Origin of the sequence: Bacteroides sp. AM41-16 (genome assembly GCF_003603495.1) — a bacterium.
GTDB lineage: Bacteria > Bacteroidota > Bacteroidia > Bacteroidales > Bacteroidaceae > Bacteroides > Bacteroides uniformis.
In genome coordinates this window covers 1-26,012 of the sequence record NZ_QTNE01000027.1, presented here as the reverse complement: position 1 = coordinate 26,012, position 26,012 = coordinate 1, and the positions used below count along the sequence as shown (strand labels likewise).

Annotated in this window: 19 protein-coding genes and 3 tRNA genes; 14 read left to right on the top strand and 8 right to left on the bottom strand. The window is 43.0% G+C overall.

The features are described from left to right. Nucleotides 1–270: 270 nt before the first annotated feature. The 5 genes from bglX to DW896_RS19170 all read right to left on the bottom strand — a co-directional run bounded on the left by bglX (nucleotide 271) and on the right by DW896_RS19170 (nucleotide 10,008). A complete protein-coding gene (bglX, locus tag DW896_RS19190; protein WP_034529388.1) occupies nucleotides 271–2,562 on the bottom strand; it encodes a beta-glucosidase BglX in 2,292 nt (763 codons plus the stop codon). A gap of 167 nt (nucleotides 2,563–2,729) precedes the next feature. Beyond that, nucleotides 2,730–5,564, bottom strand: coding sequence for a hypothetical protein (locus DW896_RS19185; protein WP_005834465.1), 2,835 nt, complete (start codon nucleotides 5,562–5,564; stop codon nucleotides 2,730–2,732). Between the two features lie 120 nt (nucleotides 5,565–5,684). Further along, nucleotides 5,685–7,082, bottom strand: a complete 1,398-nt coding sequence (locus tag DW896_RS19180) for a DUF5723 family protein (protein ID WP_182423789.1) — start codon at nucleotides 7,080–7,082, stop codon at nucleotides 5,685–5,687. Nucleotides 7,083–7,236: 154 nt separating this feature from the next. Continuing rightward, entirely contained in the window at nucleotides 7,237–9,003 is a 1,767-nt protein-coding gene (locus tag DW896_RS19175; RefSeq protein WP_034529255.1) for a S41 family peptidase, read from the bottom strand. Nucleotides 9,004–9,024: 21 nt separating this feature from the next. Next, on the bottom strand, nucleotides 9,025–10,008 hold the full coding sequence (locus DW896_RS19170) for an adenosine kinase (protein WP_034529253.1): 984 nt from the start codon (nucleotides 10,006–10,008) through the stop codon (nucleotides 9,025–9,027). Nucleotides 10,009–10,089: 81 nt separating this feature from the next. Between DW896_RS19170 and DW896_RS19165 the strand changes: the two genes are divergently transcribed. The 4 genes from DW896_RS19165 to DW896_RS19150 all read left to right on the top strand — a co-directional run bounded on the left by DW896_RS19165 (nucleotide 10,090) and on the right by DW896_RS19150 (nucleotide 11,144). Then, nucleotides 10,090–10,163: transfer RNA gene (locus DW896_RS19165), tRNA-Asn, on the top strand. Between the two features lie 21 nt (nucleotides 10,164–10,184). Beyond that, nucleotides 10,185–10,258 (top strand) — tRNA-Asn (locus tag DW896_RS19160). Between the two features lie 21 nt (nucleotides 10,259–10,279). Further along, a tRNA-Asn gene (locus DW896_RS19155) sits at nucleotides 10,280–10,353 on the top strand. 185 nt (nucleotides 10,354–10,538) lie between these two features. Continuing rightward, nucleotides 10,539–11,144, top strand: a complete 606-nt coding sequence (locus DW896_RS19150) for an outer membrane beta-barrel protein (RefSeq protein ID WP_009037658.1) — start codon at nucleotides 10,539–10,541, stop codon at nucleotides 11,142–11,144. A gap of 1 nt (nucleotide 11,145) precedes the next feature. Here DW896_RS19150 and DW896_RS19145 read toward each other — a convergent pair whose 3' ends face one another. Genes DW896_RS19145 through DW896_RS19135 form a run of 3 tightly spaced genes read right to left on the bottom strand, consistent with a single transcriptional unit; the run spans nucleotide 11,146 to nucleotide 13,186 of the window. After that, nucleotides 11,146–11,850 (bottom strand): ComF family protein, encoded by a 705-nt coding sequence (locus DW896_RS19145; protein WP_009037657.1) that lies wholly within the window; start codon nucleotides 11,848–11,850, stop codon nucleotides 11,146–11,148. Nucleotides 11,851–11,903: 53 nt separating this feature from the next. After that, a complete protein-coding gene (locus DW896_RS19140; RefSeq protein ID WP_009037656.1) occupies nucleotides 11,904–12,701 on the bottom strand; it encodes an inositol monophosphatase family protein in 798 nt (265 codons plus the stop codon). Nucleotides 12,702–12,712: 11 nt separating this feature from the next. Beyond that, nucleotides 12,713–13,186 (bottom strand): hypothetical protein, encoded by a 474-nt coding sequence (locus DW896_RS19135; protein ID WP_009037655.1) that lies wholly within the window; start codon nucleotides 13,184–13,186, stop codon nucleotides 12,713–12,715. Nucleotides 13,187–13,983: 797 nt separating this feature from the next. Here DW896_RS19135 and DW896_RS19130 point away from each other — a divergent pair. From DW896_RS19130 to DW896_RS19085, 10 genes are all read left to right on the top strand, one after another. Next, on the top strand, nucleotides 13,984–15,891 hold the full coding sequence (locus DW896_RS19130) for a serine/threonine-protein kinase (RefSeq protein ID WP_009037654.1): 1,908 nt from the start codon (nucleotides 13,984–13,986) through the stop codon (nucleotides 15,889–15,891). A gap of 6 nt (nucleotides 15,892–15,897) precedes the next feature. Continuing rightward, nucleotides 15,898–16,272, top strand: coding sequence for a LytTR family DNA-binding domain-containing protein (locus tag DW896_RS19125; protein WP_009037653.1), 375 nt, complete (start codon nucleotides 15,898–15,900; stop codon nucleotides 16,270–16,272). Between the two features lie 16 nt (nucleotides 16,273–16,288). Beyond that, on the top strand, nucleotides 16,289–16,999 hold the full coding sequence (locus DW896_RS19120; protein WP_009037652.1) for an FHA domain-containing protein: 711 nt from the start codon (nucleotides 16,289–16,291) through the stop codon (nucleotides 16,997–16,999). A gap of 136 nt (nucleotides 17,000–17,135) precedes the next feature. After that, entirely contained in the window at nucleotides 17,136–17,780 is a 645-nt protein-coding gene (locus DW896_RS19115; protein WP_009037651.1) for a hypothetical protein, read from the top strand. A gap of 31 nt (nucleotides 17,781–17,811) precedes the next feature. Next, nucleotides 17,812–18,912, top strand: a complete 1,101-nt coding sequence (locus DW896_RS19110; RefSeq protein WP_009037650.1) for a leucine-rich repeat domain-containing protein — start codon at nucleotides 17,812–17,814, stop codon at nucleotides 18,910–18,912. Nucleotides 18,913–18,925: 13 nt separating this feature from the next. Beyond that, a complete protein-coding gene (locus tag DW896_RS19105) occupies nucleotides 18,926–19,294 on the top strand; it encodes a hypothetical protein (protein WP_133302362.1) in 369 nt (122 codons plus the stop codon). A 5-nt stretch (nucleotides 19,295–19,299) separates the two neighbouring features. Further along, complete coding sequence (locus tag DW896_RS19100; protein WP_117652682.1) at nucleotides 19,300–20,889, top strand: serine/threonine-protein kinase; 1,590 nt, start codon at nucleotides 19,300–19,302, stop codon at nucleotides 20,887–20,889. Between the two features lie 52 nt (nucleotides 20,890–20,941). Continuing rightward, entirely contained in the window at nucleotides 20,942–22,849 is a 1,908-nt protein-coding gene (locus DW896_RS19095) for a serine/threonine-protein kinase (protein WP_009037647.1), read from the top strand. Between the two features lie 4 nt (nucleotides 22,850–22,853). After that, nucleotides 22,854–25,037 carry a serine/threonine-protein kinase gene (locus DW896_RS19090; protein ID WP_009037646.1) on the top strand — a complete coding sequence of 728 codons (2,184 nt, stop codon included), beginning with the start codon at nucleotides 22,854–22,856 and terminating at the stop codon, nucleotides 25,035–25,037. 108 nt (nucleotides 25,038–25,145) lie between these two features. Continuing rightward, the gene (locus tag DW896_RS19085) at nucleotides 25,146–25,973 is read left to right on the top strand and encodes a serine/threonine-protein kinase (RefSeq protein WP_119993713.1); all 828 of its coding nucleotides are present in this window, start codon (nucleotides 25,146–25,148) and stop codon (nucleotides 25,971–25,973) included. The last annotated feature ends 39 nt before the right edge of the window (nucleotides 25,974–26,012 follow it).

The following is a 26,012-nucleotide window of genomic DNA, read 5'->3' as shown; positions in this document are numbered from 1 at the left end:
TACTATTCATATATATAGAGCAAGAAGATAGAAAAGCAAAGGGGGCTTTTATCCTATTCTGAAGTTTTTTATCCCATATTCAAGAACGTCATACCTTTCACTGCCTCAAAGCCGACCATAAGATTTCCATAACCGATTGCCATTATACGATAGATTATATACCAAGCAAATACTGCAAAACGTTTGCAGTGAAGATGTAGACAATATGCAGCAACAATGCCATCTCAACGCAGTGGCTCGAATGCTGCATATTGCCGTCTTGAGAATCAGTTAGAGTAACTTGAACGCTGCTTTCTTTACGTCCTGGCTATTTCTGCCAATCATCACCTCAAAGTCACCGGACTCGCATACAAAATCAAGATTGTAGTTGTAGAACTTCAGCAATTCGGGAGTAATCTTGAAAGATACTTTTTTAGATTCACCGGCTTTCAGGAAAATCTTCTCAAAGCCTTTCAACTCTTTCACCGGACGGGTTACACTTCCCACAAGGTCACGAATATAAAGTTGAACCACTTCTGCACCGTCTCTCTTGCCGGTATTGGTCACAGTCACGGTAGCAGTCAGTTCGCCCTTATCCGTCATGCTAGTCTTGTCCAAAGACACGTCGCTATAAGAGAATGTGGTATAGCTCAAGCCGAAACCAAAAGGATAAAGCGGTTCATTGTCTATGTCTATATAGTTGCTGCGGAATTTCTGGAACCATGCACCGTCGGCAAGAGGGCGGCCCGTGTTCTTGTGGTTGTAGAACAAAGGAATCTGTCCCACGCTCTTCGGGAAAGTCGTAGTCAGCTTCCCACTCGGATTCACATCACCAAACAGTACATCACCGATGGCAAAACCTGCCTCACTGCCCGCAAACCATACATTCAGAATGGCCGGCACGTTTGCCTGCTCCCAGTTCAGTACCAGTGGACGACCGGTAAACAGTACCAGTACCACTGGTTTTCCTGTTTTCAATAATTCTTGTAACAGCATGCGTTGGGTGTCGGTCATTTCAAGATTCGTGCGGCAACTGCTCTCTCCACTCATTTCCGAAGACTCACCGAGCGCAGCCACAATAACATCCGATTTGGCAGCCACGGCAAGAGCCTCGTCCAGCAACTCCTTGTCCGAACGATTGTCACGGTGTAAAGAACGTCCGAACATAGTGGCACGTTTCTCATATTCGGCATCACTCATCAAATTACAGCCTTTCGCAGTCAATATTTCGGCTTTATCGCCTGCTACCGCCTTCAAACCTTCAGCCAAAGAAGTTGCATTCTTCAATACAGCAGCCACACTCCAAGTACCCGGCATATTACTGCGGCTGTCTGCCAACGGACCTACCACAGCAATAGTGCCTTTTTTGGCCAGCGGAAGCACATTACCCTCGTTCTTCAACAACACCAAGCTCTCCGAAGCAATCTTACGCGCAACAGCACGATGCTCTTTGGTAAAGATTTGCTTCTTGGCACGCTTCACATCACAGTATTTATAAGGATTATCGAACAAGCCCAACTTGTACTTAGCTTCCAAAATACGGCGACAAGCCGCATTAATTGCTTCTTCTGTCACTTTTCCTTCTGTCAATGACTTCTTGAGCGTACCTACAAATGCATCGCTCACCATATCCATATCCACACCTGCATTCAGTGCCAAGGCGGCAACAGTCTGCGTATCGCCCATACCGTGGTCGGTCATCTCAGCAATTCCAGTATAGTCTGTCACCACAAAGCCGTCAAATCCCCACTGCTTACGCAGTATATCCGTCATCAACCACTTGTTTCCAGTGGCAGGAATGCCATCGACCTCATTGAAAGAGGCCATCGCACTGCCCACACCGGCATCAACCGCCGCCTGATAGGGCAACATGTATTCATTGAACATGCGCTGATGACTCATATCTACTGTATTATAGTCACGTCCTGCCTCACCGGCACCATACAAGGCAAAATGCTTTACACAAGCCATGATTTCATCATTACGGCTCATATCCTTTCCCTGATAACCACGTACCATGGCCTGCGCAATGGCTGCTCCCAGAAACGGGTCTTCACCGTTGCCCTCGGACACACGCCCCCAACGGGCATCACGGCAAATATCCACCATCGGACTGAATGTCCAGCAAATACCGTCGGCGCTGGACTCAATGGCTGCAATACGTGCCGATTCTTCAACCGCCTTCATATCCCATGTACACGACAATCCCAAAGGAATGGGAAACACCGTTTCATATCCATGAATAACATCCATACCAAATAAGAGAGGAATACCCAAACGACTTTCTTCAACCGCCTGCTTCTGTACATCGCGGATACGTTCCACGCCTTTCAGATTGAAAAGCCCGCCCACTTCACCGGCACGAATACGTTTGGCCACATTACTACTTTTAGCCTGACCGGTCGTAATCTCACCGGTAACCGGCAGATTCAACTGACCTATTTTCTCTTCCAGGGTCATCTTCTTCATTAAATCGTCGATGAAACGATTCATATCGACCGGAGATTTCTGCGCATACGCACTAACGGCAGTAAACACCAACAAGACTAAAAATGATTGTAACTTGAAAAGTAAATGCTTCATGTCTTTCATGCTTTTAATTTATAGAAATATTATTTTGCTGCAAATAAAAGAAAAGCATGCGACAACCTCCACATCTCGCACTACAACAAAAGTACACCCATCACTAAGAAACAAAAGAGGAAGTACAATATTAATACTTCCCCCATTAATATTCCACTGTAAAACAGTTATTTAAAATTTATAAGGAAATCAGTCAGACTTTCTTCCGGAAGCAGATTGAATTTCTTGCGCAACCGGTATCTTGCAGCATCAACCCCACGCGTGGAAATGTTGAGCAACTTCGCTATCTCCTTTGTCGGCATATTCAAGCGAAGCAATGCACAAAAGCGCAAATCTCCTGAAGTCAAATCTGTATATTGAAGTTTCAGATTCCGGAAGAAATTTTCATGTATACGGTCAAAATTAGCTTGAAACATTATCCAGCTCTCTTCATCAGACACTATATTATTGTTAACCAAAGCGAGAAGCTTATCCAAATTCTTACGACTATGCTGTCCGGACAACTTTTGCTTCTGTATCTCCTCTTTCAATGAATTCAAAAACTCCTGATGAGCGATATTCATCATTACCACGCTGGACAATTCTTTGCTTTTAAAACGCAAATCGGCCTCAAGCTGTTCCTTTTCCAACTCGATAATCTTCTTCTCTTGCCGTTCAAGCTCTGCCTGATGGGCTACACGTTGCTGCTCAATCACACGATCCTTCTTTTTCTTCACAAAACGATAAACAATATATTGCAGCAAGGCCAGCAGGCACAACCCTATCAGAATGTAGCTTCCCACAGCCCAATAAGACAAATACCACGGAGACAAAATCTCAAAGGGAAACTCTACCGATGCCAAAACTCTACCAGTATCATATATCTCCGCCCGAAAAACATAACTTCCATAAGGAAGACGGGCATACTTTTTCTGCAAATTGCGTCCATCGGGTATCCACTGATCAGAATACCCTTCCAACCGGTATCTTACTTTATAAGTATAATCGTTATAAACCGGATAGCACAATGTAAAACTCACTGTATTAAACTCATGTTCGACCTTGACTCCCGACTGCACGACCAATGTTTTCCGTTTATCACTGAATTCCTCAGTAACCTGCATCTCTGAAATCCATAAAGAACGCCTAGTCTGAGATTTATATAACGAGGAACTATCTGTTTCAATACGGGCAATAGCATTATTCAAGCAAAGATAGGAATGATTATTTCTCTTGTCATAAACCACGCTTCCTCGTTCTTCCACAGCCAGACCGTCAAACAAAGAATATGGAATCCGAAGTTCGATATTGAAAGTATTTATCGCACACTTCACCAAATACACAGTCCTGTCGCCCACAAACCAATAGTAATCTCCGTTCGCATGACTCACAGTCTTGATTCCCTTCAATTCCATCAATTGTTCATTCATTGTTTCATAGGGAACAATCGAATCAGTCATATCTTCGTAAGTATAGAAATATTCCCCATTAGAAAAAACTACCCGACCATTGATTTTGAACAAAGTAAAACTCCCACCTTTCACTTCTCCCAAACTCTCATACTTCCGCACATCCTTTACCTGCTTCATATCCGAATCAATCCGAAAGCGATACAAACCATTCCTTAAATGTTTCGCCCAAATATTCCCTTGATGGTCCACTTCTATATGACGAATCATGTGACTGAACCCACGTAAGGACCGAGTAAAGCAATACTCTCCCGAAGCAGTCTCCGTATATAAATTCAGAAGCGCATAAGCTCCCTCCAACAAAAAAGATTGTTCCTTCAATTCAATTTTTTCCATACACATCCCTCCTTTTACATCAGATGCCAGCTTTGATTTCAGTCCTGATATAAGGAAAGTTCCCTTGTTGTGCCCGCAGAAAATCTGTTTTCCCCATTCATCGACGAACCACGCTTGTTCTTCCAAACCCGGAACTAATTCAGTCTTTCCATCCCTAAGCCAATAAAGTCCTTGATTAGAAGCAATATAAGCTTCATTTTCCCTTACCAAAACATCATATACCATGCCTATTTTACGAAATGGAGGTTCATAATAATAGATTAAAGAATTGTTGTGTATATAGGCAATACCTTCATCCAAAGCTGTCCATATATTGTTGTCATCATCACAATACAATCTCAAAACAGTATTGTTCTGTAGTTTATTATCCGTATTGACCTTCCAAATCAGCTTTCCCTTTTTATCCAACGCATATATGCCATCGGATATTGTGCCAACAACGTAGCAACTATCTTTGGTCATCACCGCACGATTAATGGTATGCTTCTTGAATATATCATCACATTCAGTTTCCCATTTTTCTACCCTCCCATCTCGATACAGGAAACCTCCCTGATTACGGGTAAACATTAAAACCGCATCATCATAAGGGAGCCCGGCCAGGACATCACTATCTCCAAATGCCTTTCTGGGAATAAGTTCTTTCATTTCCCTACCGGCAAAGACATAAAGTCCACCGTTTATTCTTTGAGAATAAAAAGTATTTCCAACCTGGAACAAATTCAGTGGAAGGTTCTTCATTCGAATACCTTCTACCGAATTTCCATTATAAAAAAAGAGAGAACCGAATGATTGAAATACAATTTCTCCTTGAACGCAAGCAATATCCCAGATTTCGTCATTATGAAACGCAAAATCTTTCACCTTATTTTTCAATGAATGATATTCAAGAGTGTCATAAGGAGTACGGACAAAATAACCGAATTCTTCGTAAGAGCCTACATAAATTCTTCCATCTTCACTGATATATATAGCACGCACAATTCCTTTTGTCGGTAATTCATACAGCCGCCAAGCACTTCCATCAAATTCCAACAGCCCACTGTTATTACCGAAATACATCACTCCTCTTTCGTCTTGAGCAATGGCCCAATTCTGAATACCGGCATTATAATCCGACACCGAATAGTTCCTCACTATAGGAGAAAAAGGTATGGGTGAAGCTTGCAGCAAACTACTGAAAACCAAAAACAAGAGAAACGTTATTGCAATTCTCATGAGTACTGTTTATAGGTATTTACCAGCAAAGATAAAGCTTTTTGCGTTTTCGTAAAAACAAAATCGCAGATTATCCTCTTTTATAGAAAGATAACCCGCGACAACTGATAACTCACTTTATTAATTTTCAGCCGTTTTCTGTTTTCCCAAAGGAATAGACCCCCCCAAGTAAGCATTGACATTCTTCGTATTCTTGCCAAAGAACATATAGTCTGTTCCCGCAAAGAAAGGACCCAGTTTCAGTGCCAGACCGAAGGTTTTACCGGCTCCTTGAAGTACGGAATAGCTGGCAGCTACATTGAAAGCATTCGTCGGACGGATGCAGGCAGAGAAAGTCAGCTCATTCAAAGTTTTCGGTTTGGCAAAACGACCGGTATACAAGGCACCCACTACCAGCCAATCATTCAGTAAGGCATATTCAGCGCCAAGAACCATTGTAGAAGTCAATCCACGGGTACGGCTCTTCTCAGAAGCCTCCTCTGTCTTGAGCTGCAACATGTCATAGTTAAGAATCTCGCCGCTGTTCACAATATTCATGAATTCCTGCTGCGAGGCCGGATCAAGAAGATCATAAGTCTGCTCCGCATTGGCTCGCGCTATACTGGTATTCGATTTAGACCATTTGATAAAGCCCAAATCAAGAACTGAAGCAGAAAGTGTCAATTTATCCAGTAACTTGTAAGATACTCCCAAATCAATAGCCCCACCATATCCGGCAAAACCAAAACTGCCAAAATCGATTTCATCGATATAATCACCATTCTCATTCTCGGGAAGTTCTAACAGCTTTGACGAGTTCTCCAAAGTTGCATCCACTTGAATGGAAGCTTTACTCGTCACTCCTGAAGAGCCGACAGAAGGAGTTTCCACATGAATCTGGTTGATGTTCAGCTTTAAGTTACCGATACCCAGCAGCATCTTCACTTTACCGCCCACAGCCAGCCGGTCTGTGATATTCCTTGCAAAGCCAAGGCCGACTTCCGCATAGGAATTTATCTCAAGCTTCTGTCCATTAATGGTTTCGTTAATACCCAAATAGTCAGAAATATTGTCACCAAACTCCCGGCTGCTCATGTTATTCATAAACTGGAACATGGTTTTCGGTATGGCGGCACCGATATCATTACGCATCCCCACATTGACTGACCAGAAGTTCTTTCCTTTATACCATCCGGCAGACAGAATGTCGGTACTCAAATTCACATTCAAGTTATTGGTAGCATCCAGTCGGTTCATAAAGTCATTGCTCATGAAATAGTCGCTATCATCACTGTTCTCAATAATGTCCATAATATCCCTATACCCCAGGGAACTGGAGTTGACGGTAGCATTCAACGAACCTATCACGGGAATATTCAGATAACCGCGTCCCGGCATCAAGGCCGGATTGAGCTGCATACGCTGGTTACTTCCTTCCATAAAGTAGGAAGTGCGCAGGAACTGGGCTTGTCCGGAAAGAGAGAAGCAAAGCAACAATACCACAGACAGCCATACTTTCAGAGAATTCAATTGTTTCATAACCTTGTCAATATTTTCATTATCACCTGCAAAAATATAAAACAAGTTAATACCCTACAAACAACTTAACCGAATAGTCGTGTATAAAAGGCTTATACAGAGACTATCCGGTATAAATTAAGGAGCAAATAAAAGAATCCTCTTAAGAGTGTCCTTATACTATTTCATCATAAACATGTTCATTTGCTCTCGTAGCGGTACTCAGAAAAACCGGGGCTGTCTCCTTTCTTTGTTGCAGAGACATTGACGTCACTGCCGGAGCAGTCAACATTTCCTTGTATTTTTCCGGAGCAGTGAGTATCTTTACAGCCTCTTTCAAATCATCATCATCTTTCAACTGCTGGATAATGCTTCCACGCTGGAAATAATAACGCTTGATGATTTCTACCGCAATCATGCTCTTGATGTCCTTGGAGAAATGGTCAAGGTCACGGTCCAGATTATGCGACAATTTTTTCTCCAACGCTTCAAACTCTTTCGAAGCATCAGTCAGATAGCCCTCAAATTCGGCCATCTCCTTCAGGTTCTTCAGCATCTTCTCTGTCTGCTGGTCGTATTTGAAGTCCGCCTTTTTCACCATCGCCTTGAAGTCCGCATAATCGGCATCTGTAATTTCAAACTGCTCTGCTGAAGAGATGGTAGGATGTTTCAAGCAATAGTCCGTAGCATAATTGAAAATAAGATTGTCATTGACAAGATAGAACAGAATGTTGGGCAGCTTCTCCTGCTTCACCGCAATGTCCGGAGTCACGCCTCCACCATCACGCACTTCACGTCCGGCAGCCGTATGGAACACGGTAGTAAGGCTGTCCGGAATACGTCCCACACTGCCGTCTTCATTCCGGTGCTTGTAGTCGATAGCCTGCACACAACGGCCGCTGGGAATATAATATTTGGAAGTCGTCAGCTTCATGGTACCACCGTATGGCAACGGACGGGTGGTCTGCACCAATCCCTTACCGAAAGTACGGTTACCGATAATGACCGCACGGTCAAGGTCCTGCAAAGAACCCGCAAGGATTTCTGACGAAGAAGCCGTTCCGCCATTGACCAGCACAGCCAAAGGAATTTCCAAATCCAACGGTTCACGCAATGTTTTGTAGGTATTGCTGGCTTGCTTAATCTTGCCTTTTGTCGTCACAAGTGTCTTTCCGCGAGGCAGAAAGAAGTTGGCTATCTCTATAGACTCATCCAGCAAGCCGCCCCCATTGTTCCGCAAGTCAATCACCAACGAAGTCATCCCTCGCTTCTTCAAGTCCAGAAAAGCCTGCTTGAACTCCTTGGAAGGATTTCCCGAGAAGGTGCTGAGGTTGATATAACCTATATTATTATCCAGCACCGTATAATAAGGTATGAACGGTAATTGGATGGAACGGCGCACAATGTCGAAATCCAACGGCTTCTCCGTACCGGGACGTTGCACTTTCAGCTTGAAGCTGGTACCCACTTGTCCGCGAAGCATCTCGCTGACTTCCTGGTTGTTCTTTCCGGCAAGGTCTTTCCCGTCAATCTCCATCAGAATATCTCCGGCTTTCAGACCTACATTGGCAGCAGGCATATTCTCGTATGGCTCAGATATCATGGAACGTTTCAGTTTCGGGTTCCAAGTAATCACAGAACCTATACCGCCATAGGAATTCTTCAGCATCTGCTCCAGTTCGCTTTGGTCATCTTCCGGATAATACTCCGTGTAGGGGTCCAGCGAGTAGAGCATGGCATCAATACCTTCACGGATAGTCTTGTTAGGATCAATCGTATCCACGTAAAACATATCCAACTCTTTCACAATGGAATTGAATATATCCAGATTCTTTGCTATTTGAAAACTACGGCTATCACCACTCTTAAACCCCCAAAAACAAACGGCTCCCACTACAATCAGCAAGGCAACCATCCAGCGTATCTTTAAAATTCTTCTCATAATATGTCTATGTGATAAATGCTAATTAATTAATAAAATTTCTTCCTTGATTTTTTCCCATTGTGCAGCCTGAAGCTCTGTACCCACCACTTGTATCACATCTTTGGAGAGAAGGGAGCCTATCTTGCCACATTTCTCCAGCGAGTAGCCACACGTCAGTCCATACAAGAAACCTGCCGCAAAATAGTCGCCAGCTCCTGTAGTGTCCACCACTTTCTCTACCGGAGCCGCTTGTACCTGCACCATCTCTGTACCTTTGCGAATCAGAGAACCACGGGCACCCACCTTTACAATGGCTATGCTACACATTTTGGCAATGATGTCCAATGCTTCCTCCGGTTCCTTACCCGTAAAGGCCTTTGCCTCTTCCTCATTGGCAAAAACAATATCCACATATTTGTTGACCAACAGAGAGAAAAATTCAAGGTCTCCTTCTACTATATTGTAGCTCGCCATGTCCAAACATACTTGTAAGCCGGCCTCTTTAGCCAGCTCAATGGCACGGAGAATCATATCATGGTCTTGCACCAGATACCCCTCTATAAATAGGTAAGCATATCCTTTGAACATATCCAGCGAAAGATCTTCCGCCTTCAATGTAGAAGCCGCCCCCAAATAAGTGCCGAAAGTACGCTCCCCATCAGGAGAAATGAAAGTAGAGGCTACACCGGACGGAAGGGTAGTGGAAAGCAATAAATTCGCCTCTGTCCCACGTTCCAGCAGGCTATCCCGGAAAAAGTTACCGTAAAAGTCATTGCTTACTTTTCCGATGAATCCCGTACCCGCACCAAGGCATGCCATTGCCCGAATTGCGTTTCCGGCAGAACCTCCGTTAGCCAGATGCGTCTCCATCCGGCTGAAATACTCACTAATTTTCAAGAACTTATCTTCATCAATCAGAGTCATACTTCCTTTCGGGAGCTGCATCTCCGTCAAAATATTATCATCCTCAATGATTGCCAGTGCATCAACCAAAGCATTGCCCAACCCAATTATTTTATCCATCTTCGATATTTTTTTTGCAAAGATATTGCATATTTCAAAATATCCTATTACTTTTGCAGCGCATTTGAGAAAAAACAACATTCTTCCTTAGCTCAGTCGGTTAGAGCATCTGACTGTTAATCAGAGGGTCCTTGGTTCAAGTCCAAGAGGAAGAGCGAAAAAACTTGAATGCATATTCTTCCTTAGCTCAGTCGGTTAGAGCATCTGACTGTTAATCAGAGGGTCCTTGGTTCAAGTCCAAGAGGAAGAGCGAAAAAACTTGAATGCATATTCTTCCTTAGCTCAGTCGGTTAGAGCATCTGACTGTTAATCAGAGGGTCCTTGGTTCAAGTCCAAGAGGAAGAGCGAAAAGGTTTGTCAATTAGGCGAACCTTTTTTGTTTTCTCCATCAGCCGCACTTAACGAACAAACGGAAATCTTTCATCTTTCATGAAATTAACATATATTTGTGGAATATTTATAGGGAATTTATCCCGACCTTCTGTCTTTATTTGCAGAGCCATGAAATTTAATTCAAAAATACGACTATAATGAGAACAGCCCTACTCTTTTTAATCATCGGATTGACTGTATGTACATTTTGCAAAGCACAAGACATACCCGTTCTGCCCCAAGAAAAGTTCCGGCACCATGAATTTTCCGTCAGCTATGGTTTCCTGCCCATTACCGATGCCAACAGCATGGCCGAGGAGTGCTTCGCTCCGGTACTGAGTTTCGGAGTTTATACACGCGAAAAGACAAACTACTACGGTGCCCTGAGCATCAGCTACATTTATAGATTCAACCGCAAAATCAGCCTGGGAGTAACCGGAGGAATAACCGGCAACAAAGGGACAGCCAGCAGCCTTTACGAAGCTTTGGATGAAAACACCAAAGACAACCGAAGGTATCTGTATATTCTTCCCACCTTCCGGTGGCACTGGTTTACCCGCCCCAAATTCTCTCTGTATACCTCAGCAGGGCTCGGTGCCTATTTCCTCCGGAACAGTTTTGGAGGAGAAGTCTTTCACAAGACAAAATTCGCTTATCAATTCAGTTTTCTAGGCATCGAATACGGAAGCCGGTTTGCCTTCTTCACAGAATTCGGAGTAGGATATACCGGAACAATCGTAGCAGGCGGCCGTTATCGTTTCTGACTTATGAGGCCGCTACCGCCAGTGTCAATACACTGATGCGCACACCCTCCACTTCCTTGAGCGCATCGGCACAAGCCGTAGTGGTGGCACCGGTAGTCAATACGTCATCTATAATCAGTACATGCTTCCTTGCAAAAGCGTCAGCACGACGCAGACAGAAGATACCGTCCACATTCTCCCACCGTTCATAAGAGGATTTACGGGTCTGCGTTTCCGTATGCCTCATACGGGCAACGGAAGCAGTATCTACGGGAATACCGGTGACAGCGGAAACACCGCGGGCTATACATTCGCTCTGATTGTACCCACGCATTTTCTGCTTACGCGGATGCAGAGGAACGGGGACTATGACATCCACATCACTGAAGAAACCGGTAGCCGACAACTCCGCCGCCATAAACTGCCCCATCACTTCGCCAAGGTCTTTCCTCCCTCCATATTTCAACTGATGGAGAATGCGGCGGAAATCACTCCCTTTATGGTAAAAGAAACAAGATGTGGCATGTTCCAGAGGTATCTTCCCCCAAAACATACGTTCCACCGGATTGTCCTTACGAAGATGATAGTTTGTCCGGGGCATATCCATATTGCACTTCATGCAGATGCCCTCTTCACCCTCTTGCAAGATAGCACCACACACGGCACACTGACGCGGAAAAAAGAGATGGACAAAAGAAAAGAACCAGGTTTTAACTATGTTTTTCATCGTATAGTATTAAAAAAACGGCAACAGAGCAATACACTCCATCGCCTTGTTTGCTATAATGGCAAGACCTCACCTGCCAGCTTCAAGAACAACGGATGCAGCAGTCCGTTAGTGGCAATGATATGATGTCCGTCCAAAAAGGCGTCACTACCGCAAAAGTCAGTGATTCTTCCACCAGCCTCCAGCACCATCAGCGCCGCCGCAGAAAAGTCCCATTTGCCGATAAACGCCTCAAGCCAGGCATCAAAACGTCCGGCAGCCACATAGCAGATGGCAAGCGCAGCGGAACCGGTCATGCGGATGCCTGCCACACGCCCGTAAAGTTCATGAATCAAATGCTCACCGGTACGTGCATACCGGTCGGAATTATAAGGGAGTTCCGTCACTACAAAGGCATCCTCCACCTGCTGGACAGACGAGACCTCCATCCGTTCTCCATTCACATAAGCGCCACCTCCCTGCCAGGCATAAAAACATTCATCCCGGCAAGGGTCATAAACAACTCCCAGCAACAAAGAATCCTTGTCGCGCAAAGCGATGCTGACACAATAGGGAGCATTATCATGAATATAATTCGTTGTCCCATCCAACGGGTCCACTACCCAACAGTAGGGTTCATCGTGATAGACAGCAGAACCTTCCTCGGCTATAAATCCAGCCTCGGGAAGAAGTTCCCGAAGCGCAGCCACCACCCGCTTCTCCGACTCCTTGTCTACATAAGAGACATAATCATGGGCTTGTTTCTTCTGTACCGCTTCCCGGCTGAAGTTTTTCCGCTCTTCTTTCAAGAAATATCCGGCTTCACGGGCTATGCAGCAGACAGACTCTGTCAATATCTTCAAATCCTCCATTTCTCTACATATTAGTTCCCCGCAGCCTCTTCTGCCTGCCGGTAAATAAGCCGACCGCGCTGGCTGACCGTCCATCTTCCATCTTCCAAACGCACATTCTTTGTATCATCATCTTCCACATTCCAAACATATCCCCCCGCAGGAAGGCCACGGCGCTCCAGAATCTCATTCGGCATTTCTTCTTCCGAAAAGAACAGTTCCACTTGGGTAGAATCGGGACTGAGCACCAGAAACAACATCTTCTCCGCATCATCCACAGCGTTCATACGGACTCCTTTTTCCCACAGACGGATACAGTCTTTCTGAACCTCACTCCAGGTATATCCGGCAGATGCAATGCAACCATGCTTATCCTTATCACCACCAACGACATGTACCGTATCGGCTTGTTCAGCAACTTCCACAGTCTTTCCCCTCTTGCTACCACAAGCCACAAACAGCGCTCCGGCACATAGCAAGCACATAGATATTCCTCTTACATTCATCTTTCAGTCTGTTTATTGATATTCCGACTGACAAAGTTAAGAACAAATCGGCAATTTAAAAAGTTTCTTTTTCATTATCATCAGTGCTCCGGCAGTATATTCCAAGACTTTGCAAAAGATAAATCCACAAACAAGAATCTATTCTATAACTCAAGATACTATAACTTTATCGCACATTCTACTTGCATGCTTGCATAGACACATATAACAACCTACTGCACAGAGCATTAAGTTATGTAAGCAACCACCATGCAAGTATGTAAGCAGATTTTGCTTACATAACCGTGTCCTCTTACAAAAAAGCAGGCTTCTCTTATACAAGAAGCAGGTCCTCCTTGCACAGAGAAGAGTACTTTCCTACGCCAACACCACATCAAAAACAGTTGCGCACAGTTGTGATACGCCTTCTTCACATTAATGAGAAAGTTATTCCACAACTGTGAAGAAAGCGTTCCACAACTGTGCGCAACTATAAACTACAAATATCCGGATGACAAACAGCAGGTATTTCAGCCAAGAAGTGCCCGTCCCTTTTACTCCAGCTTACAGTCCTCTTGTGTTCAACTGTAGGAAATATCCGTCCCAGAAGAGTAGAGCAGAAAAGTTTGTCACACTTAACATCATATTACAGCCACATAACCATAAAATATGCATAATAGTACAGTTTCCACATTTCTTGCTTTTGAATTCATTAACAAGTTCTATAACTTTGAACGGCTAAGACTCTGCCCAATCATATGTTTTCACAGTGAAACAAGAGGCAAGTATCAGCAACAATTAGACAGACATATAGATTCATGCAAAGCAGCATTCACACTTTATCTTGTGGAACTATACTCCATGGCCATTCCTACAACTACCAAATTAAAGGTGTATTAGGTCATGGAGCATTCGGTATAACCTATTTGGCTTCAATTTGCCTGAAAGGCGAATTAGGCATCTTGAATAGCAATGTATCCGTAGCCATCAAAGAATTTTTTCTACAAGATGTAAGTGCCAGAAGTTCATCAGGAGATATTTATGAGCCATCTCCCAATAGCATTGCATACAAATATGGAAAGAAATTTAAAAAAGAGGCCTTAAACCTAGCTCGCCTCAACCATCAAAACATCGTTAAGGTTTTAGAGTCTTTTGAAGAGAACAACACCTACTACTATGTAATGGAGTATATCGAAGGGAGCAGTCTAGATGCATATATATTGGAGAAAGGAGGATTGCCGGAAAAAGAAGCGCTACAATATGTAGAGGAGATAGGAAAAGCATTGCAATATATGCATTCCCAAAAGATGCTGCACCTTGACTTAAAGCCTAAAAATATCATGCGACGTACAGATAACACTTTGTTTCTGATAGATTTTGGGCTATCCAAACAAATCGACAAAAACGGAGAACCGGAATCAAGCACTACTATTGGCCTTGGTACTCCCGGTTATGCCCCCTTAGAGCAAGGTTCGCAAGAATATGGGAAAATACTCGCGCCCACATTGGATATCTACGCTTTAGGGGCCACTCTCTTTAAAATGCTGACAGGAAAGACCCCGCCCAAGGCCTCTGAAATACTAAATGAAGGATTTGCAGAAGAAGAGCTGCGGCAAAAGCACATAAGCGCGCAAACAATATCTGCCATAAAAAAAGCAATGGCCCCCATGAGGATAAAGCGCCCTCAAACAGTAAATGAGTTCGTGGCTTTAACCCATAGCACTACGAACTCCCATACTGATGAAAGCGCCAAACACACTTCCTACAATAAGCAGCATGCCACATATCAAGGCATTGCCTTTTATTACGTCCAAAATGACAAACTGGTTTATTTTCTGAATGACAATATTTATGAACTGCCCCTGGAAGGAAAAACACTGGTAGAAGAGATAATAGAAAAGCCCATAAATCCGGTAATTGTACATTTCAACACCTCACTGGATGCATTCATCAAGAAAAATCGCCAGTCTATACAAGACAGCCGTTTCAAGGTCATAACATATAGGAAAAGTCTATGCCATTATTTTGATGTCTTAAGATTTATCAACAAGTACTTTGACAACGATAAAACATCAAAGATACGGGTTACTGAAGAAATCCATATCGCCTCAGCGATACCTTGCATCATCCATTCAAATGACATGCCTATCTGCATCTGCTCCAAAGAGGAATACTGCATTGCCGAATACGGAGAAGGCCTTTATGAGGCCGAATACTCCGGAGTGGGAACTACTGAAGAGCACATCTTACAAGAATATGATGTAACATCTCCCGCCATACCTATGACCGATTTAGAACTATACTGGGAATTCTTGCCTAAAGCCCTATCTATATGGTATTCATCTGTTATTGGCCAGATAAGTTCATTTGCCTTCCTTGATTGTCTGCCTTTTAAAGTATTGGCGGGGTATACACTAGAGAATCATGTCAGAGAATGCTCTTTTTTATGCAATTTCTACAGCTTCCCTTTAAAGCGCAGTGTCACATTTCCCGGAGACGGCGACTCCTACTTTATGGAAATAGACAGTAGACGTTTTATCATTCCGCTAAAGGATTATTTGGGATATTCTCCTGAAACAATAGAAATCACCATCGATATAAGTTACTTTTTATGTGACATCATTATTGAAGATGTAAAGTACAAAAAGCGAGTAAAAATTCCTCTAATCGGGTTAATATCAAACAGCTATACAGAAGAGGATACATTAAAAAAAAATAATAAATAAGTTACAATGGATACGACAACCAACTTCTTGTTTTTCAATTCACGCGATGAGCTTCTTAGATTGGACATTTCCAAGATTGTATATTTTGAATCCGATGGAAATTACACCAATATAATACTTACGAACAAGCTACGCGGTATTATTTGCCTGAATTTAGCCCAGACCGAAAAAGTCCTTGAAGAGCGACTGAAAGAAAAGGCACGCTGCTTTGCCCGTATCGGCAAACGGTTCATCATTAATCTGAACTATGTTTACCAGATAAATGTCATCAAACAGCGACTCGTTTTAAGTGACTATTCATCATTTGCATTTCAACTGGAGATTTCCAAAGAAGCACTGAAAAAACTGAAAGAAATATTCCTCAATATAAAATCTGCATAATAAAAACAATAATGCCATGGAACTTATCATAGGAAGAGAAGCCGGTGCATCCCGCCTGCGTATCAGCATAAACAACCAAGACCGTTTTTGGGGGAACGCCAACAGCGTACCCAAATCCGTCAGCCGCCAGCACTGTAAAGTGGTGACCGATGACAAAGGAGGCTATATCATTACCAATCTGAAACCCGAAAACGTCACTTACGTCAATGGTGTGCAAATCGAGTCCAAGCACATTTCCGGAAAAGACCGCATAGAGCTGGGGGCAGACCGTTACTTCATGGATATAGCGGCCATTATAAAAGGGCTGGGAGCATCAATACCCAAATCGTTCTCTATCCGTCACCTACAAGAAGTATGGGACGAATTTCACGACACCAAACTCCAGATACAGATAAAAGAAAAGAAGTCTGCAGCAATCCGTTCTGTAACAGGCGTATTTTCCATGTCTGCCATTTTCTGCGGATTTATTCCGGGCATTGCCGACCTGCCGGCTTTGCGTGTCATTCTATATTCTGCAGGACTTTTATTGGCCATCTATTTCTTTGTGATAACCTACCGGTCATCTTCTACACTTCCCAGATTTCTGGACGACCTTGATAAGAAATTTCATAAGGACTATGTATGCCCCAACCCGGAATGCCATCATTTCATGGGATATCAACAGTATGACGACCTGAAAAAGATGACGAGCTGTCCCTATTGCAAATCCAAATTTACCGAGAAGTAAGAATCCCTTGAAAAATGAGGGATTGATACCTTAAACCGCAGGGTTTATGTAGTATACTTTTTGAAATTTGCCATTGTATGCCTCTCTTTATATTTTTGTTGCAGAATAAGTTATAAACCATTAAAAATGAGCAACTATGAAGACTAAAAAAACAAACCAGGAAAGCACTAATTCCACACAGAAAAATGTGGAACAGAAAAGTTACAATTGGCAAAATGGCGCCAGCTCATCCATCGGAGCTGCAATAGGCGTAGCGGCCGGTTCAATGGCCCAGACAGCTTTTGCAACAGAGCCAGTCACCGAAGGACTGGTACAGCCTCCCCACACTGATACCCCTACAGTAACTTCGGAAGTACCTTTAACCAATGAGCCAATTGCCCCTCAGAAGCCTGATACCCCTGCCACACCTATCATGCCCGGAAACAGCAACGATGAACCGCATAACGAAGATACCATCAGTGTGGTCTCCTATGAAACGGTTACGTGTGAAGACGGCTCGCAAATGGATATAGCCGGTGTTATTGTCAACGGACAAGAAACTCTTGTCGTTGACATCGACCGGGATGGAATAGCAGATGCCATGGTGGCAGATATGGACAATAATGGAATAATTACAGACAATGAGGTCATCAATATAGAAGAGGCAGGCATTCGCATGGAAGGATTGTCTATGGCAACCACACAAGCAACCGGCGTAAACGAGGATGCTACATTGCTGGCAGACAATGACCCAATACCCGACTATATAAACGATGCCGACGTAACCGGCTACATGGCCTAATTTTATTCATCACACTATATTTGCTAAAGCTATGAAACGAATAAATATAATCACATTCATCCTATTATTGGGAAGCACCTCCCTGCTCTACGCACACGATTTCACCGTCACCGGAAAAAATGGAGAGAAATTCTTCTTCAACATTGTAGATGCAAAGAAACAACATGTGGAAGTTACCTACCAAGGGAACATCTCTGCCCCCCAACCCTCTCTGTATACCGGTGAGATATCCGTTCCGGCAAGGGTAAAGCACAACAACACGATATACCGTGTTGTCGGCATTGGCAAGAAGGCATTCAGCAATGCAGCTTCCCTAAAAGGCATTGTACTGCCTTCCGGGCTTTCGTCCATAGGCGATTTTGCCTTTGAAGGTTGCAGCGGATTAGAGAAAATCGTATTTCCCGGCAACAGCGTCCGCTTTGGTGAAGGAGTATTCTTCCGGTGTACAGCAATCGGGCAGGTAACGTTGGGCAGCGACTGGACACAAGTGAACCTCAAAATGTTCCGCTGGAGTGACCGTTTGACCTCCATCGTCATCCCGGCAAAGCTCACCAGCCTGCAGAATTTGAAATCATTGAAACAGCTGCAAAGCATAGAAGTGGATGCCAATAATCCAAACTTTACTTCCATAGACGGAATACTCTATAACAAAGACAAAACAACTCTGTTAGGTTGCCCCCGCGGACGCTCAGGAAAGATACGTATTCCCGAAGGTACCACTGCTATACGCTGGAAGGCTTTAATCGATTGTCCCAATATAACCCAAATCGATTTGCCTACTTCATTACAGATACTCTCGTACCGGGAGTTCTCCCAAATGGAACATCTGGAGCAAATCATCATGCGCAGAACAGAACCGATATCCACCGCAGAGCTCAACGGACAAAAAGTATTCCTGATAAAAATTGCCGGCAAGCTGAAAATCAAACTGCTCATCCCCAAAACAGCACTAAGTTCCTATAAAGAGGCACTTTGCTCCACAGAAGGAGAATATGCTGAAGTTTCGGCCAACACTCCCGAAGGATTCCCACCCGAATATGCCCTGATACCTTCAATAGTGGAACCCACTAATATGCTGGGGAAAAGCATGTTATCCGGAGTAAAAGATTTTTCAAAATATGATAAACCCTAAATATACAGAAACAATGAAGCCGCAAAATATTATAATCGCCTCGTGCCTATTACTGATGTGTTGTATCATGAGTAATCTGCACGCATCCACATTCCACCCCCAAAATGTACGCAGTAATAACGACACAATTCAGGCCGTCAGGCTAAAAGCTTTGAGTGCTCAAGAAAAGTCTCTTCAGAAGAAGATACAGGAACAAGACAAAAAGCGGAATGCCACCTACAATGATGTCTCCACTGAGACAATGGAGAGATTAAATGACCGGCAAGACTCTATCTGCCTGGATTTACGTTCCCAACTCGTAACGATACAATTAGAAATGGCAGAAATAAAGAAAGAGAACTTGAAACAAGTACTGAATAACTGGGAAAAGAAAGGGAATTGATTGATATGCAGTTGATAGAGGGCACCCTTCTACAAGAGGGTAAATACAGAATAGAGGGAATACTTGGGCAAGGCGGCTTTGGCATCACCTATTTAGGATGGCAAACAAGACTAAACCGTAGGGTAGCCATCAAAGAGTTTTTTATGAAAGAGTATTGCAACCGCAACGCCGATACGTCACACATTACCATCGGGACGGAAGGAAGCCGTGAACTCGTAGCTCGTTTTCAGCAAAAATTCATAAAAGAAGCACAATCCATTGCCGGACTTAACCATCCTAATATTATCCGTATACATGATGTGTTCGAAGAAAACGACACAGCTTACTATGTGATGGAATATATAGAAGGAGGTTCTCTGCAAGAATATGTGACGCGATACGGTGCACTACAAGAAACGGAAGCGCTGCATTACATCCATCAAATAGCAGGAGCATTGAACTATATCCACCAACGGCAGATGAGCCATCTGGATGTGAAACCTGGAAACATTTTGCGGAGAGAAGAGGGAGAAGTAGTGTTGATAGACTTCGGACTATCCAAGCGATACGATGAAAGCGGGCAACAGACCAGTACTACTCCGGTAGGCATCAGTACCGGATATGCACCAATGGAACAATATGTAGCTGGAGGAGTGCAAATATTCACACCAACTACAGATATTTATTCATTAGGTGCTACACTCTATAAATTGCTGACAGGAACGACACCGCCGGCTGCCAACATTGTGTTCGATGACGGACTACCAGCCTTACCCGCAAACATATCGGCAACTACCGAACGAGCGATTCGTGCTGCCATGCAACCCAAAAGACAACGTCCACAAAGCATAAAAGATTTTTTAGAATTGTTGAATAAACCGGAAAGAGAGGATATTACCATCATTGCCAAGAAAGAAAAGTTGCCTCCCCAAAAACAGCCCTCCAGCAGTAACAAGTTACCCATATTTATAGGGGTTGTCGTCGCACTTTTGTTAGCAACAGTTGTCTGGTTTACTCAAAAACCAAGTGATACCACTCCTCTTAAAGAAGAAGCCTTTGCTACGGAAGTAATTCCAACTGAAAACAATCCGGTAGATCTTGGCTTGAGTGTGAAATGGGCAGCCTATAATGTCGGAGCATCTTCTCCCGAAGAATACGGAGGACTATATGGATGGGCGGACCCGACCGGAGAAAAAAAAGCAACAAATAGTAGCGATTCTCTCAGTGGCACTCCCCCTTTCAACATCAGCGGCACTCAATATGACATTGCTCGTGCTAAATGGGGAGAGAAATGGAGGCTACCTACACAGCAAGAATTAAAAGAATTATCTGATAAATGTATATGGAAATGGACTGAATACAAAAAAGTTGCAGGCTATATGGTAACAGGACCGAATGGAAATCGAATCTTCCTCCCTGCATCAGGATACTGCTACGCTTACGGTGGAACGGTATATGGTCGAGGAAGAAATGGCCGCTATTGGTCAGGAACACGAAAGACAGCTAATAGCACTTCTAGTAGCGCCTCCAGCCTCGTCTTCAGTATTAACGGCTGGAGTCCGTTGTACAGCGACTATTGTAAGGAGGGAAATTCCGTTCGCCCCGTATCAGAATAAACTGTTATAGTTTGCATTATTTTAATTTTAAATTCCGCCAAAATAAAAAACTATGCAATTACAATCAGGTTCTTTCCTTCAAGGAGGAAAATACAAGATAGAGTCCATATTGGGACAAGGTGGCTTTGGAATTACTTACCAAGCCCTTCAGACCGGATTGAACCGTCAAGTAGCCATCAAAGAATTCTTCATGAAAGACTACTGCGAACGCAATGAGAAGACTTCACATATCATTATGGGTACCCAAAGTAGCCGGGAGTTAGTAGAACGATTCCGCCAAAAGTTTATCAAAGAAGCCCAAATCATTGCAGGATTGGCGCATACACACATTATATCCATCTATGATGTATTTGAAGAAAATGACACAGCTTATTACGTAATGGAGTATATAGATGGCGGTTCTTTAAAAGAACGGATTGAAACCAATGGAGCAATGTCCGATTCTGAAGCATTAAGTTATGTCCTCCAGATAGCTGATGCGTTGGAATATCTTCATCACCGTAAAACCATGCACCTGGACGTAAAGCCATCCAACATTCTGCTTCGGAACAATGGAGAAGCTGTACTAATAGACTTCGGTATATCCAAACGTTATGATGACACCGGTAACCAAACAAGTAGTACGCCAATCGGTATCAGCAAAGGATATGCACCTTTGGAACAATATAAGCAAGGTGGAGTAAAAACATTCTCACCAGGTACAGACATTTACTCTCTCGGAGCAACATTGTTTTATTTGTTGACAAGCCAACAACCGCCAGAGGCCAGTGATGTGAATGACGAGGGACTGCCAGCATTGCCAACAAAGATAAGTCCATTGATAAGAAAGGCCATACAAGGTGCAATGCAACCTCGATGCAAAGATAGACCGCAAAACATTAATGAATTTCTCACATTATTGAATGAAGGGATAAAACCTGGTTTGGAAAATGAAACTACAATATTAGATACCCCTAAAAATGAATTTGTAGCAAAAGAGCATCCTTCTTCCATTCCAAAGCCTCAACGAATTTTCTTATTCAAAAAAGAATGGCTTTGGGGAGTTATAGCTCTAATCCTTATATTATGTACTATTTGGCTCAGCAGAACCAACAAGACGAGTAATATCGCACAAGACAACTCTTTAGCTATTGGGCTTGACAGTACTGTATCCGACAGTGCTATACTTACATCGCCTATATCTATGAATAATTCGGCTCTGCATGATTCATCTATTCGGTATGAGAACTCTAATACAGAAATTGGGCAAACAAGAACCAATGTTCAACACAATGAAATCTCAACAGATCAAATTGTAGATTTAGGTTTAAGTGTAAGATGGGCCGGGTGGAATCTCGGTGCCTCAACTCCTGAAGAATATGGGAATTTATACTACTGGGGAGATTCCACGGGAACAGCCAGCAGTGGACCTACCTCTATTAACATTTATGATTTTGATGATATTTGTGGCTCGGAATATGATATTGCCCGAACTCAATTAGGGAAATATTGGCGTATGCCAACAGCAAAAGAATTCATGGAACTTAGAGATAAGTGCAAGATAACATGGACCACTTACCAAAAAATAGGGGGATACAAAATTACCGGACCCAACGGCAACAATATATTTCTGCCTGCTGTCGGTATCAAAAACGGACAAAATATAGAAAATCGCGGTTCCATAGCATATTATTGGACTGGTTCCGTAGCTTTAATAGGAGGGGGATTTGTCAAATTCAAAAGAGGACGCGCTTTCCTATTGAAAGATTCAGTTAGGGTTATGCCCAATAATGTTGCACTCCCCATTCGCCCTGTTATCCCCAAAGAAGAAAAACAAAAGCAAGAAGAGCAACAAAGAAAGAAAAAAAGAAAGAGCCTTGAAGAACGAGTTCCCAAATTTGCATCTTCTCCAGCAGATAGATTTAATTCAGAGATTTGTTACAATTGTAACATAAATAATAACAAACAATCAACTACTTAATAATATGAGTAATATAAATAATTATGCACTTAAACAAAATACCATTTTATATGGTAAATCACATACCTATACCATAGAAAAGATATTGGGTCAAGGCTCTTTCGGCATCACCTACTTGGCTATGACCCAAGTCAAAGTTTCCGGAGCATTGGGTGAACTCGAAACAACCATACAAGTTGCCATCAAGGAGTTCTTCATGAAAGACATCAATGGACGAGAAGAAAATACTGTTACTTGTGGAAGCAGAGGAGGGGTCTATTATGACTACAAAAAGAAGTTTTCGCGCGAAGCCGAAAACCTGAGTAAGCTGAACCATCCCCATATCGTTAAAGTGCTGGAATACTTCGAGGCCAACAACACAGTCTACTACGCCATGGAATATGTAGATGGAGGAAATCTGGATACATACATCACACAACAAAAAGGCTTGACGGAAGCAGAAAGCATTATGTATGCCAAACAGATAGGAGACGCTCTATCTTACATGCACGCTCATAAGATGCTTCATCTGGACTTGAAACCTGGAAATATTATGCTCCGTAAGAATCAGGAAGCCGTACTTATCGATTTTGGCTTGTCCAAGCAATATGATGAAAACGGGAAACCGGAAACAAGCACTACAGTGGGAAGCGGCACACCCGGATATGCACCGATAGAACAGAGTAATTATCATGAAGGTAAAGACTTCCCGGCAACGATGGACGTGTATGCGCTTGGTGCAACTATGTATAAGATGTTGACGGGAATCCGTCCACCAGAGGCTTCAGAAATATTGAATGACGGTTTTCCTGCATATGAGCTACAAAAACGTCAAGTAAGCGATTCGTTAATAGCCAGTATCGCAAAAGTCATGTCGGCTATGAAAAAAGACAGACCGCAAAGTGTAGCCGCATTTTTAAGTATATTGGAAAATAAGAATACGGAAACAACTCCCAAAGAAGATATAGGAATAACGCTGGAGGAAGCTACGGTTATCCAAACATCCGCCAATGAAGAACAGACTATGCCTTCAGGTGACGACATATCTTCCCAGCCCCACCCCAAAAATCAAAAATATATTATTCTTGTCCTAATAGCTGTTCTGTCTATTGGAGGAATTATAGCCTATATTACTTCCAGAACAGGTTCCAACTCCGATACAGATACAGAAACAGAATGGCTGTCCGCAACAGACACTGTAACAAATTCTGAACCGGATAACGCATCATCAGTAACAGTACATGCAGGCACATCTGCTGAAAATATAAACCCGAATTCTCATGTAAAAGAAAATGCAGCGACCGGGAATGTAGAACGCCCTGCGCAACAAAACACCGAAACAGCAAACCTGAGTGCCATGAGTGCCAATATGCCTCCAAAGAAAAAGAACGGTTTTAAGGAAACAGCCAAAGCAGCAGAGCAAGGGAATACAGAGGCCCAATATGAGTTAGGAAGAATGTACTTTCTTGGTCGGGATGTCGCAAAGAATGCTACTGAAGCTGAAAAATGGTATCAAAAAGCAGCAAATCAAGGAAATGCAAAAGCCCAAAATGAACTGGGGAACTTGTATTATACGGGACTTAATGTTACGCGAAATTATTCGGAAGCAATAAAATGGTATCAAAAAGCAGCAGAACAAGGCATTGCAAGTGCCCAATATAAATTGGGATATATGTACGATTATGGGCAAGGTATTTCTCAAAATAGGGTAGAAGCTGCAAAATGGTATAAGAAAGCGGCAGAACAAGAAAATGTGGATGCACAGTATAGACTAGGCAATATGTTTTTCTACAAGGTAGGCATTCCAGAAGATATAGACGAAGCTATAAAGTGGTATAAGAAAGCTGCAGAACAAGGAGATATCAAAGCCCAAAAAAAATTAGGAGAGATATATTCCAATGGAGCCAGAAAAAAAGACCCAGAAGCTATAAAATGGTATAAAATGGCTGCAGAGAGAGGGGATGCTGAAGCCTTAAAACAACTAGGAGATATATACGAGAAAGAAAATGCCTTGGAAGCAGTAAAGTGGTATAAAATGGCAATAGAACAAGGCAATGCTAGTGCATCTTTTAATTTAGGGCTAATATACGAATATGGAAAACCCGGTATTCCTAAGAACAAGGCAGAAGCAATAAAATGGTATCGAAAAGCTGCAGAACAAGGAAGTGAAACTGCCCAAAAAAATCTACGCAAACTTGAGAATGAGTAATAGAGTTCGCGTAGAGATAGCAGGTACTTCCTTCTATACGATTATTTCATACAAGAATCGCTATCTGTATATAGATTACCATTTCAATTTCCACCAAAATAAAAAGCTATGCAATTACAATCCGGCACTCTCCTCCAAGGAGGAAAATATAAAATAGAAACAGTCTTGGGACAAGGCGGCTTTGGCATCACCTATCTTGCCACACAAGTGGCCTTAGAACGCAAGGTAGCTATTAAAGAATTCTTCATGAAGGAACATTGCAACCGTGACGTTGCAACTTCCCATGTATCAGTCGGTTCACAAGGCAGTCAAGAATTAGTAGCACGTTTCCGCCAGAAGTTCGTAAAGGAAGCCCGGATGATAGCCGGGCTGAATCATCCTCACATCATTCGTATCATTGATGTGTTCGAAGAAAATGGGACAGCCTACTATGTAATGGAATACATGGGAAATGGCTCTCTTGCAGAATATCTAAAAAGGAATGGAGCAGTCAGAGAGTCTGAGGCCCTCCATTATATCTACCAGCTGGCTGATGCCTTAAAGTTTATTCATCAGCACCAAATGAACCACCTTGACATAAAGCCAGGGAATGTATTGTTAGACAATAATAACAACGCCACCCTTATAGACTTTGGACTATCCAAACGCTATGACGGTGAAGGGCATCAAACCAGTACAACCCCTATAGGCATCAGTGCCGGGTATGCTCCAATGGAGCAATATAAGCAAGGAGGCGTCAGCACCTTTTCTCCTGCAACAGATATCTATTCTTTGGGAGCAACTTTATACAAGCTCTTGACAAATGAGACTCCACCTGATGCCAGTGATGTGAATGACGACGGGCTTCCTCCACTTCCACCGAGTATATCCCAATCAACGGCCGATACAATTGAGAAAGCCATGCAACCGCGCCGTAGAGACCGTCCACAAAGGTAGTGTAAAATAAACTGTGTCACGCATTATTTATCTCTAGAA